The organism is Brachybacterium sp. AG952 (assembly GCF_004362645.1).
GTDB classification, from domain to species: domain Bacteria; phylum Actinomycetota; class Actinomycetes; order Actinomycetales; family Dermabacteraceae; genus Brachybacterium; species Brachybacterium conglomeratum.
The window spans coordinates 376,001-391,725 of sequence record NZ_SNXV01000004.1; the positions used below are offsets into that span (position 1 = coordinate 376,001).

Here is a 15,725-nt window from a genome sequence, read left to right on the forward strand (position 1 = left end):
GACCGCGCCGCCGCCCCTCCGCACCACCGCCGACCCACCGCACTCACCGACCATCCGCCCGAGAGATGCCCGGCCCCGCCGGCATCGACCACCAGCCATCACCCGCGACCCGCCCAGGAGGCACCGATGGACAAGCTCCAGCCGCCCACCCCCGCCCAGGAGATCACCCCGGCAGAGCCGGTCGAGGAGATCAGCGACGACGACGCGGTCTCCGTGCTCCCCGATCTCCCCGCCGAGAAGCAGCAGGAGCTCGAGCAGCGGGCCGACGCCTGGGTCGACCAGGTCTCCGCCCTGAACCCCCACTCCCAGGAGTTCACCGCGCAGGTCAACGCCCTCGGCGCCGTCGCGCGACGCACCTTCGAACGCACCTCGCAGACCTCCTCGCGCTTCATGGAGCAGTCGCTGCGGGACGCGAAGGACAAGAAGGGCAGCGCCCAGGAGAACGTCGCGAAGTCGCTCACCGAGCTGCGCACCACCATGGAGGAGCTCGCGCCGAAGGAGGAGACCTTCGCCGACAAGGCGCTCGGCTTCCTGCCCGGCCGCAACCGCGCCAAGCGCTACTTCCGCAGCTTCGAGTCGAACCAGGACCAGCTCGACCACGTCCTCGGCGCGCTCTCCCGCGGCCAGGAGGGGCTCCAGCGCGACAACGCCGAGCTCGCCGTCGAGCGCCGCGCCCTCTGGGAGGACCTCGGCGCCCTCCAGAAGGCCTCCCACCTGCTAGGGCTGCTGGATGATCGGGCCGTGCGCAAGGCCGAGGAGATGCGCGCCTCCGGCAAGCAGGCCGATGCCGACGCGCTCGAGCGGGACGTGCTCTTCGCCGTCCGCCAGCGCCGCCAGGACGTCGCCACCCAGATCGCGGTGACCGTGCAGGCCTACCTCTCGATGGGTGTCATCGAGGACAACAACACCAAGCTCCAGCAGGGCGTGGAGCGGGCCCGCACCACCACCGTCACCGCCCTGCGCACCGCCGTGATCACCGCGCAGGCGCTCGAGAACCAGAAGCTCGTGCTCGACCAGATCGACGCGGTCAACGCCACCACCGACAACCTCATCTCCTCCACCTCGAAGATGCTCGCCGACAACTCGGTGAAGGTGCAGCAGCAGGCCGCGAGCTCCGGCGTCTCCGCCGAGACGCTGCAGAAGGCCTTCGACAACCTGTTCACCACGATGGACGGCATCGACTCCTTCCGCACCCAGGCCAACCAGAACTTCCTCACCACGGTGACGAACCTGGAGCAGCAGGTCGAGCGGGCGCGGCCGTACATGGAGCGGATGCAGAAGGAGCGCCCCGAGCACGAGGAGATCGAGAGCGCGGCGAGCCTGCTGGAGATCGAGGACCGCTGACCTGGCGGGACGGCCGGAGTCTACCTGCGGCGGCACCGGCCGGCGTCTCCCGGATCAGCCTGCGGCGGCAGGTGATCTGCACAATGGGGCTCTGAGCGGCACGCCGTGGAGCTGAGCTCCGCGGCGTGCCGCTGGGAGCCCCTTTCTGCCGGCCGCGACGACGGTCCCCGGACTGCGCATTTCTGCCGGCCGCGGCGACTGGCCCGGACTGCGCAGGATCGGATGCACCTGCGCCTCCCCGCCCCGCTAGCGTGGGCGCTCCGAGGCACCGACCGGAGGAGGTCCCGTGCGCCCCTTGATCCTCACCCAGAACATCACCGCCGACGGCAGCATCGAGATGCTCGACGACTGGTTCGACCCGATGTCCCAGCACGCCGACCAGGCCCGGATCGTCGCCCGCGACAGCGCCGCCTGCGACGCGATCCTGCTGGGCCGGCAGACCTTCGAAGACTTCCGCGGCTTCTGGCCGGAGCAGACCGAGGACACCACCGGCGTCTCCGACGAGCTGAACACCCTGCAGAAGTACGTGGTCAGCTCCACGATGACGGACCCCGACTGGCAGAACTCCACGATCCTCACCGGCGACCCGGTCGCGCAGGTGCGCGCCCTGAAGCAGACCGAGGGCGCGGAGATCTCGCTGACCGGCTCGATCACCCTCTGCCACGCGCTCATCGCCGCCGGGCTCGTGGACGGGTACTGCCTGTGGACCTACCCGTACGTGCAGGGGCGCGGGCGCCGACTCTTCCCCGACGGGCACACCGAGCGGCTCGAGCTCGTCGAGCACCACGCCTTCGCCTCCGGCGTCACCTACACCCGCTGGACCTCCCGGAAGGACCGCTCATGACCACCGCCGACCCCTCCACCCCGGACACCGGCACCCGCTACGCCGTCACCCGCATGATCGCCGCTCCGCCCGAGGCGGTGTTCGCCCTGCTCGCCGACCCGGCCCGGCACCACGAGACCGAGCCGACGGACTGGGTCCGCGGCTCCCTCGAGGAGGACCCCGCCCCGCTGATCGGGGTGGGGCAGGTGTTCGGCATCGAGATGTTCCACGAGAACGCCCACGGCCGCTACGACATGCACAACCGCGTGATCGCCTTCGCGCAGGACCGGACGATCGCGTGGGAGCCGGGGCAGTACGGCCCGGACGGCGAGCTCGGCACCGGCGGCTGGACCTGGCGCTACGACCTCGCCCCGGCAGGCGGCGCGGGCGACGGGGACTCAGCCACCGAGGTCACGCTGACCTACGACTGGAGCGCCGTGCCCGACCCGCTCCGGGAGGAGTTCGGCCTGCCGCCGTTCCCGCCGAGCTTCCTCGAGGAGTCCCTCGCCGCGCTCGAGCGGGCGGTAACGGCGCAGTAGCCGCCGCCCGCTCAGCGCACCGTCGCGGCACCCGCGCCGGCGCCGTCCTCGTTCTCCAGCGACACGGCCACCGTCAGCGTCGCATCCGCCGGCACGTCCCCGACCAGCGGGATCGTCACGACCTCGCGGGCGGAGCGGACGTCGGTGGCCTCGAGCTCGCCGACGGTCCGCTCCCCGTCCCAGACGAACACGCGCCGGGTGCCGGGCGCCCCGGTGCGCACCACGGCGCTGATCTCGCGGCGTCGGCGGGTCGCCTTGTCCACCCGCACCGCGTCCGCGCCGAGCGAGGGGAAGCCGCCGAGCCCCACCCCGTCGGCCGCGGACTGCAGGATCGACTGGGGCGAGGCGACGGAGCGGGCCGAGGTGTTCGGGATCCTGGGCTCGACCGGCGCCGACGGCGCGGCCTCGAGCCCCGGCAGCTCGAGCACGCCCCAGCGGAAGGGGTCGGCCTGCACGCCGGGGAAGGTGGACCAGCCGATGCGGGACTGGCCGGTGCGGTCCTGGGTGTCGGAGTCGTAGACGACCACGTTGAAGCCCATGCGGGTGGGGTCGATGCCGTCCGGCAGCTCCGCGAAGGGGATCGTCGTCTCGAGGACGTAGCCCTGGTAGGGCTCGGAGATCTCGGCGGCGATCCTCACCGAGGGCGCGACCTCCTCGATCGGGCCCTGGCGGTTGTCGTGGTCGCGCCCGGCGACCGGTCCGCCGATCCCGCCCGCGCCGTCGTCCGTGCCGGGCAGCGCCCCGAGGATGAAGGTGGTGGCGGTGTGGTCGGAGGTGCCGCGCGGATCGATCATGATCTCGACCGAGTCGGTGCGGAAGCGCTGCTTGTTGTCCTCCGGCGGCAGCAGCGTGCCGAGCACGTCGTCGGTGACCTGCACGAACACGTGCAGCGCGGCGTCGTCGTAGGTGACCCAGGTGGAGCCGGAGGCGTCCTCGGGGGTGACCTCCGACCCCTCCCACAGGGTGCCGATGTCGATCGGCTCGCCGGGGTACTCCCCGGTGCCGCGCACCGCGTCGACCTCGACGCCCTCGGTGCGGGAGGCGACCAGCCGCGGCACGAGGTGCAGGCCCTGCGCCGTCGCGGCGGCGACGCCTCCGGCCGACGCGGTGACCGTCACGGCGTAGACGCCGCCGTCCGGGGCGCGGTTCGCCGTCGGCAGCGAGGGGTCGGTGTTCTCGATCCGCACCGTGGCCGTCGACTCGCCGAGCGCGGGCACCCCCTCCACCAGCAGCTGGGCGGGCTCGGCCGTGAAGCCGTCGGGCAGGGTGAGGGTGACCTCCGCGTCCTGGACCTGCTCGGAGCGGTTGCGCACCACGATCTCGAACTCCTCGGCGCGGCCCTGGCCGAGCGAGCGCCGGGTGGGCACGAGCGCGTCGAGGCGCTGCATGCCGAGCTCCTCGGTCCACTCGAGGAAGGCGGCGATCTCGGCGCGGTCGGCGATCCCGGCCTCGACCACGCCGGCGGTGCGCAGCGGGAGCACGTTCTCGCCGGTGCCCTTACGGGAGGTGACGCGGGCGCGCAGCAGCACGTGCTCGCCGGGGGTCGCACTCTCCGGCACCTCGACGGTGAAGGTCGCGGTGCGGGACTGCTTCGCGGGGATCGTGCCGAGGACCTGTCGGCGCCCGGCGTCCCATCCGTCCGGGACCTCGAGCTCGATCTGCACGCCGGGCAGGGCGCTGCCCGGGGAGCCGATCTCCACCTCGACCTCGACGCTGCCGCCGGTCTGCACGGCGAACTGCTCGCTGCGCAGCTCGAGCGTGGTGCCGAGCGGCAGCCCGCCCTCGACCGGGAGGCTCGCCCCGCCGAGCGCCGCGGTGTCGCCGCTGGTCGGGTCCGGGAACGGGGTGCGGGAGTCGATGAGGGTGAACCAGGCGGCGGGGATCTTCGCGGGGTCCGTGGTGGTGGGCGGGAAGACGTGCCAGCCCTGGGTGCGGTAGGCGTGGATCGAGTCGTCGCGCACGGCCGACCAGCGCTTGCCGTGCGTCTCGGACACGGTGCCGTTCCACGCCCCGAACACGACGTCGCTCGCCACCAGCGGCGTGAACCCGGTCGCGACGGCGTCGGGCCCGGTCGGGGCCTGCCCGTCGGAGCCGGAGCGCAGCAGACGCTTCGGGGCGAAGGGCTTCAGGCCCTCGTCGAAGTGCTCGGGGAAGACGTCCTCGCGACCGGCGAGGAGGTACGCCTCGACGGCGAACATCGCGGCCTGCTGGTGGTTGCCGTGGTTGCCCTGCACGGCCGAGGGGTTCATCGTCACGATCACGTCCGGCCGGGTCGCGCGCACGACGCGGATCACGCGGCTGAGCACGTCCCGCCCGCCCCACACCTCGTGGCTGAGCGGGGCGGAGAGGGTGTAGAAGAAGTCGACCGCGTCGAGGTTGAAGACGTGCTCGATCCCGGCGAAGCCGACGGCGGTGCGCTCCTCGCCCTCGCGGATCAGGCCCAGCGCCGGGCCCTCCTCGAGGCCGACGGCGTTCCCGCCGCCCTCGCCGCGGGTGATGGTGATGACCCCGGCCCTCTGGTCCTCGTACTCGTTCCACTGCCCGAAGGCGGCCAGCGTCCAGGCCTCGTCGTCGGGGTGGGCGCCGATGTAAAGGATGTCGAGGTCGACGCCGCCGTCGGCGAGGGCGCGCTCCATCGGCGGCAGCCCGCTGAGGTCCAGGGCGGTGGCCCCGGCGGCGAGGCCGAGCACGGCCGAGCCCTGCAGGAGGCGACGGCGGGAGAGTCCGCGCGGGGCGGGGGCGTCGGGGACGGGCGCGGCAGACGCGGGGCGGGCGGGGAGGGGAGGGTGCGACATGGTTCCTGACTTCTCTCGTGCGGCGGTGCGTCGATGCACCGGTGGATGGGTCGGGGTCGTACGGGCCGGGCCGGGGTCAGTGCCGGCCGGCGTCGGAGCGGAGCGCGAAGGTGCCCTGGGCGCGGCGTCGGCCGAGGACGGGGTGGTCGGGGACGATGCCGGCGAGGAACTCGTAGCCGCCGCGGGTGTAGGCGGCGCGGAGGTCCCCGTCGGCGGAGGCGTCGCTGAGATGGCGCCACCAGTCGGTGATGTCGCCCCAGCCGGGCGCGGCGAGGGAGCCGCCGAACTGCTGCACGGCCAGCGCCGAGCACAGGGAGGCGAAGCGCAGCCGCTGCTCGAGCGGCCACTCCGCCAGGGTGCCCAGCACGAGCCCGGCGGCGAAGACGTCCCCGGCGCCGGTGGTGTCGATGGCGTGGACGGGCACGGCGGGGCAGAACGCCTCCTCGCCGGTGGAGGCGTCGATCGCGTAGGCGCCGTCGACCCCGTCGGTCACCACCGCCAGCGGCACCATCTCGGCGAGCGCCCGCACGGCGCGGCCGGGGCTGTCGGTGCGGGTGTAGGCCGTGGCCTCCAGGGCGTTGGGGGTGAAGGCGTGGCAGTGGGCGAGCGGGGCGAGGTCCGCGGGGTCCCAGCGGCCGGTCGCGTCGAAGCCGATGTCGGCGAAGATCAGCGCGCCGCCGCGGGCGAGCTCCGCCCACCAGGAGGTCTCCCCCGCGAGGTCCACGACGGCGGCGCGGGCGGCAGGGGCGCGGGCGATCATCGCCGACAGCGGCTCGGGCAGGTCGTGGCCGTGGGTGGCCATGGCCCGGTCGCCGTGGGCGGCGATGGAGACGGTCAGCGCCGAGTGGAAGTCGTCGAAGCGTCGCGAGGCCGAGAGGTCGATGCCCTCCTCCTCGGCGAGGGTCTGCCACATCCAGTCGCCGTAGGCGTCGTCGCCGAAGCCGGCGACCAGGCCCGTGCGCAGGCCGAGCCGGGCGGCGGCGGTGGCGAGGTTCGCGATCCCTCCGGGGCTCGAGCCCATCCCCTTGGACCACAGCTCCTCGCCGGGCTGGGGCAGGCGGTCCATGCCGGTGAAGACGATGTCGAAGAACACGGTGCCGGAGAGCAGCACGTCCAGCGGCGGGTCCGACGGGGCGCGCAGCGAGGCCAGCGGGTCCCAGTCCTGCCGCTCGGCGGCCTCGGGCGGGGCCGGGGTCGCGGCGCCCGGGGCATGCGAGGCGGCGGCGGACCCGTCGGTCAGGGCGTCGGGGCGTTCGGTCATCACTTGGCGACTCCTTCGAGCATCCCGCGGATGAAGTGGCGCTGGAGGAACAGGAACAGGATCACAGTGGGCAGGGCGATGATCACGGCGGCCGCGGCGAGCAGCGCGGTCTCGGAGGTGTACTGGCCCTGGAAGGTCGCCAGGCCCAGCGGGGCGGTGCGTCGGCTGCCGCTCGGGGTCATGATCAGGGCGATGAGGAACTCGTTCCACGTCCACATGAACACCAGCACCACGAGCGTCACGATCGCGGGCCGGGAGGCGGGCACGAGGATGCTGCGCAGCGCGCGCAGGGGGCCTGCGCCGTCGAGCGCGGCGGCCTCGAGCAGGCTCGTCGGCATCGAGCGGAACTGCGCCCGCAGCCAGAAGGTGCCGAAGGCGATGGACTGGGCGACCTGCGGCAGGGCGATCGCGAGATAGGTGTCGGTCAGGCCCAGGGTGCGCAGGTCGAAGAACAGCGGGATGATCGTCGCCTCGGCGGGGATCATCATGCCCAGCAGGAACAGGTAGAAGAGCACCGTCGCGCCGGGGAAGCGCATGGTGCCCAGCGCATAGCCGGAGCCGATCGAGAGCACGGTCGCCAGGCCCACCACGATCGCGGCGACCACGACGGAGTTGCCGAGCGAGCTGCCGAAGCCGCCCACCGTCCACGCCTCGAGGTAGTTGCCGGGGTAGAAGCCGGCCGGCTCCCCCAGCGGCGCCGAGACGGAGCCGATCAGGATCGTCAGCACGGGCGCGAGCGCGAACAGCGCGAAGGCGATCAGGAGGACGTAGTTCATCACGACCTCGCCGCGGGAGACCCTCATGACTCACGCTCCCCGATGCGGGTGACGCCTACGTTGATCGCGAAGATCAGCAGTGTCAGCACGATCGCGACGGCGCTCGCGGAGCCGACCTCGCGCAGGTCGAAGGCGCGGAAGTACACCTCGTAGCTGGGCACGGTGGTGGAGTTGCCGGGGCCGCCGGAGGTGGTCATGTAGACGAGGTCGAAGGTCTTCAGCGCCGCGATAATGGTCAGCACGAGCGCGACGGTGATCTCGCCGCGCACTGCGGGCAGGGTGATCGCGAAGAACTCCTTCACGGGTCCGGCGCCGTCCAGCCGCGCCGCCTCGAACAGCTCGGCGGGGATGCGGCTCATACCGGACAGCATCAGCAGCATCACCAGCCCCATCTCGACCCAGGTGCCGATGAAGCCGACGGACGCGAGCGCCGTGCCCGGGTCGCCGAGCCAGCCGCGGGTGAGCCCGCCGAGCCCGACGGCCTCCAGCACCTGGTTCAGCGGGCCGACGGGCGAGTAGATCTGCCGCCACGCGACCGCGACGACGACCAGCGCGATCACCTGCGGCAGGAAGATCACGGTGCGGAAGAAGCCCATCCCGCGCACCTGGCCGCGGCGCAGGATCGCGGCGAGCACGAGGCCGACGACCAGCGGGATCACCGCGTAGAACACGATCAGGACCAGGGCGTTCCCGATCGCGGCGCGGAAGGCGGCGTCCCCGGCGAGGTCGACGTAGTTCTGGAGGCCCACGAAGGTGGACGCTCCGAAGCCGCGCCACTCGAAGAGGGAGAACTGCGCGGCGCGGCCCAGCGGGTAGAGCGCGAACGCGGCGTAGACCGCGAAGGCAGGCAGCAGGAACAGCAGCGGTGTGGCCCGCGAGCGGGCCACGGCCGAGGGACGCTGACGGCGCGACGTGGCATATGTGCCACGTCGTGTCACCCGCGTCCCGCCGGCCGACGGACGGGCGGGCGCCCCGTCGGCGGACGCGCGCACGGCCGCTCCGTCGGCGGACGGGCGCACGGCCGCTCCGTCGCCCGACGCGCGCGCACCCGACCCGTCGGCCCCTCCTCCTGCCCGGGCCGTGCTCCCGTGAGCTGACGCCATGTGGTCAGGACCCCTCGGTGAACGCGGCGTAGTCCTCCTGCAGCGCGTCGGCGGCGGCCGCGGGCTCGGTCTGCCCGCCGATCACCTCCTGCAGGGTGGCCCCGGCGGTGTCGGCGAAGGACGGGGTGGCGTAGTCGAGATAGGGCAGCAGGGTGCCGTCGGTGGAGACCGCGTCGAAGGCCTCGTAGACGTCCTTGTTCACCCCGGACTCGGGGGCGAGCTCGGCGGTGCGGTTCACGGGCATGCCGCCGTTGTCGGCGATGAGCTGCATCGCCTCGTCGCTGGTGAGGAAGTCGATGTAGGCGGCGGCGACGTCCTTGTTCTCGGCGGCGGCGGGGATCGAGAAGGGGATGCCGGTGCCACCGGTGGTGGCGACCGCGCCGTCGGCCCCGGGCGGCGGGGCCATGAAGCGCAGGTCCTCGCCCATCACGGCCTCCATGTCGGGGGCGAGCCAGGAGCCGCCGATGAGGAGCACGCCGGTGCCCTTGGTGTACAGCGGCCAGGCGTCGTCGTAGGCGAGGCCGTTGGGGGAGTCGCCCATCGCGCCGGAGGTGCCCCATTCGGCGAGCTGGGTGAGGGCGGCGACGTTCTGCTCGCTGGTCCAGTCGGCGCCGGCGTTGCCCATGCCGAGGGTGACGATCTCCTCGGCGGGCACGAAGTTGGCCTGCAGCGGGCCGAAGACGTGCAGGGCCGGCCACTGGTCGAGGTTGCCGAGCACGATCGGCTGCTCCCCGGCCTCCTTCGCGGCGTCGACCAGGGCGAAGAGCTCGTCCCAGGTGGCGGGGGCCTCGAGGCCGAGCTCGTCGAGCTTCTTCTGGGAGTAGTAGATGCCGCAAATCTCGCCGGTCTGGGCGAGGCCGTAGAGGGCGCCCTCGCCGAAGGTGACCCCGTCGGCCGAGTAGCGCATCTTCGCCAGCACGCTGTCGCTGAAGCGGTCCTCCCAGCCGTAGGCCTCGGCGTAGCCGGTGAGGTCGGTGAGCAGCTGGTCGGCGACGTAGGCGCCCATGTCGCCGCGGGCGTTGTTGACCTGGAGCACGTCGGGCACGTCGTTGCCGGACAGGGCCAGGCCCGTCTGCTGCTGGAGGTCGTCGAAGGACTGGCTCTGCCGGTCCACGGTGACATTGGGGTACGTCTCCTGGAACGCGGTGATCAGGGCTTCGATCGCGTCGTTCTGCGCGCCGCGGACCTCCTGGTCCCAGACCGTGAGGGTCACGTCCCCGAGGGAGGCGATGTCGGTCTCGACGTCGCCGGCCGCCGGGCCGCCGCCGTCGGAGGCGTCCCCGCCGCCGCCGTCCGAGCCGGGGGCGCAGGCCGCGAGGAGCCCCAGGCCGCCGAGCGCTGCGCTGGTCCCGAGGAAATGACGTCGTCGCATGGTGTCCTCCTGAAGGGTCGGCGGTGCCGCTCCGTCGCGTCCGCCCGTGCGAGCACCCGGGTGTGGTGCACGGCACCATGATGGCATGATCTGCGCGGGACTGCACGTTCCTGTTCGAAGCTGCGTGAAGTTGCGTGCTCGGTGCTACGGTATCGCCATGCTGAGCGAGGAGCGCCACCGGGCGATCGTGTCGGCGATCCGTCGCGGCGGTGCGGCGACCGTCGCCGCTCTCAGCGCTGACCTGCAGGTCTCCGAGGCGACGATCCGTCGGGACCTCGACGCGCTCGCCGAGCAGGGCCTGGTCCGACGGGTCCGCGGTGGCGCCACCGATCCGCGCGGCTCCGTGCGCCCCGAGGCCGATCCGCGCTCCTTCGCGGACGTCGCCGCCTCCGCCCCCGCCGCGAAGCAGGCGATCGCGGCGCTCGCCTGCACCCAGATCCGCGACGGCGAGGTGATCGCGCTGGACATCGGCACCACCGTCGCCGCGATGTGCCCGCTGCTGGCCGAGCGCTCCCTCACCGTGGTCACCGCCTCCCTCGCCGTGGTGCGGGCGCTCGCGAGCGCGCCGGCGATCGACATCGTCGTGCTCGGCGGGCTGCTGCGCCCCAACTACGACTCCCTCGTCGGCACCCTCACCGAATCGGCGCTGCGCCAGCTGCGCGTGGATCGCGCCTTCCTCGGCACCGCCGGGGTGCGGGCCGACGGCGCGGTGCTCGACTCCACCCCCAGCGAGGTCCCCGTCAAGCGGGGCCTGCTCGAGGTCGCGACCTGCTCCTACCTGCTGGCCGACCACGAGAAGTTCCCCGGCTCCGGCTTCCTCGAGGTCGCCCGCCTGCCGCGCTTCACCGCCCTGCTCACCGACCGCCCCCTGCCCATCGAGATCGGCCTCCCCGAGGGGGAGGCCGTGGAGGTCCTGCTGCCATGAAGCTCACCATCCTGGGAGGCGGAGGGTTCCGCGTCCCCCTCGTCCACGAGGCGGTCGCCACCGCCGCCACCGGCCTCACCGTCGACGAGATCGCGCTGCACGACGTCGACCCGGAGCGCCTGGCGACCATCAGCGCCGTCATCGAGGAGCAGGGCGCGCGCCTGGCCGCCGAGGGACGAGCCGTCGCCCTCCCCCGCCTGATCGCCACCACCGACCTGCGCGAGGCCGTGACCGGCGCGGACTTCGTGTTCAGCGCCGTGCGCGTGGGCGGGGCGGAGGCCCGCACCGTCGACGAGCGGGTCGCGCTCGGCCTCGGCCTGCTGGGCCAGGAGACGATCGGCCCGGGCGGACTCGCCTATGCGTTGCGCACGATCCCCGTGGCCCTCGAGATCGCCCGGACCATCGCCGAGCTCGCGCCGACGGCGTGGACCATCAACTTCACCAACCCCGCCGGGATCGTCACCGAGGCGATGCACTCCGTGCTCGGCGACCGCGTCGTCGGCATCTGCGACACCCCGATCGGGCTGGTGCGTCGCGTCGGCCGGCTGCTGGGGGCGGACCTCGTCGCCGGCGAGCGCGGCGCGGAGGTCGACTACGTGGGCCTGAACCACCTCGGCTGGCTGCGCTCGGTGCGGCTGGAGGGGACCGAGCGCCTCCCCGGCCTGCTCGCCGACGACGCCGCCCTCGAGGAGATCGAGGAGGCGCGGCTGATCGGCAAGGACTGGGTGCGGGCCGATGGCGCGCTGCCCAACGAGTACCTCTTCTACTACCTCCACACCGCCGACGCGATCGAGCGGATCACCGGCGCTGCGACCACGCGCGGGGAGTTCCTCGCCAAGCAGCAGGGCGACTTCTATCTCGCCGCCGCGGAGGCCGACGGGCGCGGGCCGGGCGGGAGCGGCACGACATCCGCCGCCGGAGCAGCCGGCACGGGCACCGACGACGGGTCGGCCGGGCCGCACGATGCCGGCACGCACGACGCCGCGGGCAGCGCCTGCTGCATCTCGCCGCTGGACCTCTGGCGCGAGACCCTCCACGAGCGGGAGGCGACCTACATGGCCGAGTCCCGCGACGAGGAGCGGCGCGAGGAGGACGTCGCCGGCGGCGGCTACCAGGAGGTCGCGATGCGACTCATGACCGCGCTCGCCACCGGCCGTCCCGAGCGGATGATCCTGGACGTCGGCAACATCGGCGCCGGCCGCGAGGAGGCCCCTGCGAGCGAGCGGATCGTGCCCGAGCTGCCCGCAGACTGCGTGCTCGAGGTGCTGTGCGAGGTGGACGGCGACGGGATCCACCCTCTGCCCGTGGCACCGGTGGAGCTGGGCCGGCTCGGGATGATGAGCGCGCTGCGCTCATCCGAGCGGGCGATCCTCGAGGCCGCGGTGACCGGTTCGCGGGAGGCGGCCTGGCAGGGCTTCTCCACGCATCCGCTGGTCAGCTCCCCGGAGCTGGGCCGGAAGCTGCTCGAGGGCTACGAGGCCGGACACCCGCAGATCGCGGCGCTGCTCTCCGGCCGCTGATCCCGGGCCGATCCCTCACAGGTGCCCGGCCGTGGCCCGCACCCTCTGCCGAGCCCTGCCCGGGCTGGCCACGGTGCAGAGGTCCGCCCGGCCCTGGCCCCGCCGTCGGCCTCTCCGCAGGGTGTGTCCACCGAAGGGACGTCAGCGGCACGCGGCCTGCCTATGACAGGCCACCTGCTCCTCACGTCCCTTCGGCGGACACGAACAGCTCCGGACCCGGCCGCCCGGCCCAACAGCTCCGGATTCAGCTCCCCGGCACAATGGCACCGGACCCAGCTGACCGGCCCAGCGGTTCTGACCCCACCCGGCCCAGCTCGTCGGGACCGGGCGAGTCAGAACCCGGGGTTCGAGGGGTCCGCGCCGATCCGTCCGTCCGCCCGGTCCAGGCCGTCGATGCGCTCGACCTCCTCGTCGGTGAGGACGAGCTGCGCGGCGGCGAGGTTCGAGACGATCCGCTCGGGCGTGACGGTCTTCGGGATCACGACGTTCCCGATCGCCAGGTGCCAGGCGATGATCACCTGGCCGGCGTCGACGCCGTGGGCCTCGGCGATCGCGGTGATCACCGGATCCTTCAGGATGTCGCCGCCCTGCCCCAGCGGCGACCACGCCTCGGTGAGGATGCCCTTCTCGGCGTGGTAACGACGCAGCTCGGACTGCTGGAACTGCGGGTGCAGCTCGATCTGGTGCATCCCGGGGACCACTCCGGTCTCGGCGATGATCTCCTCGAGCTGCGGGATCGGGAAGTTCGAGACGCCGATGGACTTCGCCTTCCCCTCCTGCTGCAGCTCGATCAGGGCCTTCCAGGACTCGAGGTACTTCCCGCGCTGGGGGCTGGCCCAGTGGATGAGATAGAGGTCCACGTAATCCGTGTCGAGCTTCTCGAGCGAGGCGTCGAGAGCCGCCTTCGCGGAGTCGAATCCCTGGTCCTCATTGGCGAGCTTGGTGGTGATGAACAGGTCCTCGCGCGGGACGTCCGCGGCCTTCACGGCGCGGCCCACGCCGCCTTCGTTCTGGTAGCCGGCCGCGGTGTCGATGTGCCGGTAGCCGGCGTCGATCGCCTGGCGGACGACGTCGGCCGCGACATCGTCCTCGACCTGCCAGACGCCGTAGCCGAGCTGGGGGACGGACCTGCCGTCGTGGAAGGGCAGAGCGGGAACAGCGGTCATGGGCGGAGCCTCCTCGGTATGCGTTTGCCGGCCCAGCCTATGACTGCGGGCTCCGGGTCGACAACGATCGTCCGACTGGTCGGCCGCCGCCGGCGCTCACCACGTCCTGTGGTGGCAGACCCGGGCACGAGCGTGATGCTGCCCGCGCCGTGCCAGGTCGCCCCGCCGCGCACTTCGACGACGACCACACGGGCGCGACCCTGCTCGGTCTCCTCCACCTCGCGTCGCAGGCTGGCGAGGACCCGCTCCGCCGGCAGCGCGCCGCCGAGCTCCGCCATCAGCGCGGGATCGCAGCGCAGGCGGAGGTAGAGGTCCGCGTCTGCGCTCCGCACGGGGCGCAGCCGGATCCGGGCGGGATCCCCGGTACCCACCTCCGTCGTCCCGGGCATCGTCATGAGGGCATGCTGCGCAGCGGCGCCCCGTGAGCGCGGCGGCGGCAGCCGGGGGCTTCCTCCTCGTCATCTCACCATCACCGTGGAGCGAGGCGATAGCCAGTGGTCCTCGCCCCTTGCCCACTGTCCATGACCACAAGGCCCTCCTCCATCGGTCGTACCAACGCATCCCGAAGCTGACCGAGGTTCAGACCGGAGTCGACGGCAAGGTCCCGAAGTGCGCAGGGGCCGTGATCACGAAGGTTGCTGAGCACCAGCGCTTCATGCCGCGTATGCATGGAGCTCTGGAGGGCCGCCGGCTCTTCTCGTCGACGATCTGACGCATTCCCGATTGCGCCCCCTCGCCACCTTCTCTAGCGGGTCGCCAGAGAAGGGCTTTGGACTGCACACCGGTATCGATCAGCTGCGGGCGAGACAGGCCCCTCTCCTTGCATGCGCGGAAGACCTCGCGGATACCGCCACCCTCACCCTCGATGATCGCGGACCCTTTACGGGAGTCCTCCCAGGCGCGGTCCAGGGACATCCCGGCGGGTACGGAGGCGGCGCCGTCACTCTCGTCCCCTGCCCGGAGCCCCGGGCGCGCCCCACCGGAAGGACCCTCATGAGCACGTTCCGCCGCCTGATCGGCACCGCCCAGAAGGCCCTGGACCAGCAGAGCTCGGGCCGCTCCCGCTCGGGAGGGGGCTCGGACTGGCGCTCCCTCGTGCGCGGCGCCGCCGATGCCCTCACCGGGGACGGTGACTCACAGCGCACCGCTCACGACCCCTCGCCCTCCCGGGGCGACGGCCCGCGCCGGGACCACCGGGCCGCGGACTCCTCGCGCGGGACGGACGTGGGCATCCCGACGACGTCCATGCCGTCCCTCGCCGGGGACCGCTCCGTCCACGGCTCCGGCAGCGGCGCGCACACGGGCGCCACCGGGCCCGCCGGCGCAGCCCGAGCCGCCGGCGCGGCGGGGGCGGCGGAGGTCACCGCGGAGGACCGTCGGGCGATCGCCCGCTACGACTACCTGGTGCGCACCGCGGAGCCCGATCAGCTCGAGCGCGTGCACCGCGAGGCGTTCGAGCGCCTCACCCCGGCGCAGCGGCAGCAGCTGGGCACGACGATGCGCAGCGAGCTGCCCGAGGGCGAGCGGCCGCGCTCCGAGGACCCGCAGGACCTCGCCCGCTCCGCGACCCGCCTCGGCGTGCTGGATCCGCGCCGGCTCACGCGTCTGCTGGGCCGCTCCGGCGGCGTCGGCCCCTCCCGTGCAAACGGGGACGGCTCGGGCGCGGACGACTCCAGCCGCGACGGCGCGGGCGGGCGCCCCTCCGGCGGGATCGGCAAGGCCGCGCTCGGTGCCGGTGCCGTCGGCCTCGGGGCGGCGGGAGTCGGTGCGGCGGGCCTGCTCGCGGCCGTCGCAGGCGGCGCGGTGCTCAGCTCCGTCGGCGGATCGCTGCTCGAGGCGGCGATCGGTGACGGGATCGACGTCGACGCCCTCGCCCCCGACCTCTCCGAGCAGCTCGCGGGCTTCACCGACGGATTCGAGGGCATGGAGGGGCTCGAGGGAATGGGCGACTTCGGCGGCATCGATGGCCTCGACGGCGCGGCCGACGGGATCGGCGGCGGCGTCACCGACCTCGGCGAGCAGCTCACCGGCTTCGGCGACCGGATCTCCGATTTCGGCCTCGGCGACCTCTTCGGCCGCTGAGCACTCCTGACGCCCGGCT

General features: G+C 73.1%; 13 protein-coding genes. 6 read left to right on the plus strand and 7 right to left on the minus strand.

Translation table 11 applies throughout. From position 1 onward, the window contains the following. Window positions 1-126 precede the first annotated feature (126 nt). From DEU31_RS12040 to DEU31_RS12050, 3 genes are all read left to right on the plus strand, one after another. On the plus strand, window positions 127-1,344 hold the full coding sequence (locus DEU31_RS12040; protein WP_010551928.1) for a toxic anion resistance protein: 1,218 nt from the start codon (window positions 127-129) through the stop codon (window positions 1,342-1,344). A 286-nt stretch (window positions 1,345-1,630) separates the two neighbouring features. Then, window positions 1,631-2,188, plus strand: coding sequence for a dihydrofolate reductase family protein (locus tag DEU31_RS12045; protein WP_133677299.1), 558 nt, complete (start codon window positions 1,631-1,633; stop codon window positions 2,186-2,188). Next, window positions 2,185-2,706: an SRPBCC family protein gene (locus DEU31_RS12050; RefSeq protein ID WP_133677300.1), complete on the plus strand. Its 522-nt coding sequence runs from the start codon at window positions 2,185-2,187 to the stop codon at window positions 2,704-2,706. The genes DEU31_RS12045 and DEU31_RS12050 overlap by 4 nt, the downstream gene beginning before the upstream one ends. Window positions 2,707-2,717: 11 nt before the next feature. Here the strand turns inward: DEU31_RS12050 and DEU31_RS12055 are convergent, their stop codons facing one another. The 5 genes from DEU31_RS12055 to DEU31_RS12075 form a co-directional block, all read right to left on the minus strand. Continuing rightward, entirely contained in the window at window positions 2,718-5,501 is a 2,784-nt protein-coding gene (locus DEU31_RS12055; protein WP_133677301.1) for a sugar-binding protein, read from the minus strand. Window positions 5,502-5,577: 76 nt separating this feature from the next. Next, window positions 5,578-6,762 (minus strand): PfkB family carbohydrate kinase, encoded by a 1,185-nt coding sequence (locus DEU31_RS12060; protein WP_133677302.1) that lies wholly within the window; start codon window positions 6,760-6,762, stop codon window positions 5,578-5,580. Continuing rightward, entirely contained in the window at window positions 6,762-7,565 is an 804-nt protein-coding gene (locus tag DEU31_RS12065) for a carbohydrate ABC transporter permease (RefSeq protein WP_053918393.1), read from the minus strand. Before DEU31_RS12065 ends, DEU31_RS12060 begins: the two co-directional genes overlap by 1 nt. Further along, window positions 7,562-8,425, minus strand: a complete 864-nt coding sequence (locus DEU31_RS12070) for a sugar ABC transporter permease (RefSeq protein ID WP_166649493.1) — start codon at window positions 8,423-8,425, stop codon at window positions 7,562-7,564. Before DEU31_RS12070 ends, DEU31_RS12065 begins: the two co-directional genes overlap by 4 nt. A gap of 220 nt (window positions 8,426-8,645) precedes the next feature. Then, window positions 8,646-10,013 carry an extracellular solute-binding protein gene (locus DEU31_RS12075; RefSeq protein ID WP_133677303.1) on the minus strand — a complete coding sequence of 456 codons (1,368 nt, stop codon included), beginning with the start codon at window positions 10,011-10,013 and terminating at the stop codon, window positions 8,646-8,648. A gap of 157 nt (window positions 10,014-10,170) precedes the next feature. On the opposite strand from DEU31_RS12075, the gene DEU31_RS12080 reads away from it, so the two are divergent. Next, a complete protein-coding gene (locus DEU31_RS12080; RefSeq protein WP_133677304.1) occupies window positions 10,171-10,938 on the plus strand; it encodes a DeoR/GlpR family DNA-binding transcription regulator in 768 nt (255 codons plus the stop codon). After that, window positions 10,935-12,458, plus strand: a complete 1,524-nt coding sequence (locus tag DEU31_RS12085) for a 6-phospho-beta-glucosidase (RefSeq protein ID WP_133677305.1) — start codon at window positions 10,935-10,937, stop codon at window positions 12,456-12,458. The genes DEU31_RS12080 and DEU31_RS12085 overlap by 4 nt, the downstream gene beginning before the upstream one ends. Window positions 12,459-12,790: 332 nt before the next feature. On the opposite strand, the gene DEU31_RS12090 is transcribed toward DEU31_RS12085, so the two are convergent. Further along, complete coding sequence (locus tag DEU31_RS12090) at window positions 12,791-13,624, minus strand: aldo/keto reductase (RefSeq protein ID WP_133677306.1); 834 nt, start codon at window positions 13,622-13,624, stop codon at window positions 12,791-12,793. Then, window positions 13,621-14,019: a GNAT family N-acetyltransferase gene (locus tag DEU31_RS12095; protein WP_133677307.1), complete on the minus strand. Its 399-nt coding sequence runs from the start codon at window positions 14,017-14,019 to the stop codon at window positions 13,621-13,623. Before DEU31_RS12095 ends, DEU31_RS12090 begins: the two co-directional genes overlap by 4 nt. 598 nt (window positions 14,020-14,617) lie before the next feature. Between DEU31_RS12095 and DEU31_RS12100 the strand changes: the two genes are divergently transcribed. Then, complete coding sequence (locus DEU31_RS12100) at window positions 14,618-15,706, plus strand: hypothetical protein (RefSeq protein WP_133677308.1); 1,089 nt, start codon at window positions 14,618-14,620, stop codon at window positions 15,704-15,706. The last annotated feature ends 19 nt before the right edge of the window (window positions 15,707-15,725 follow it).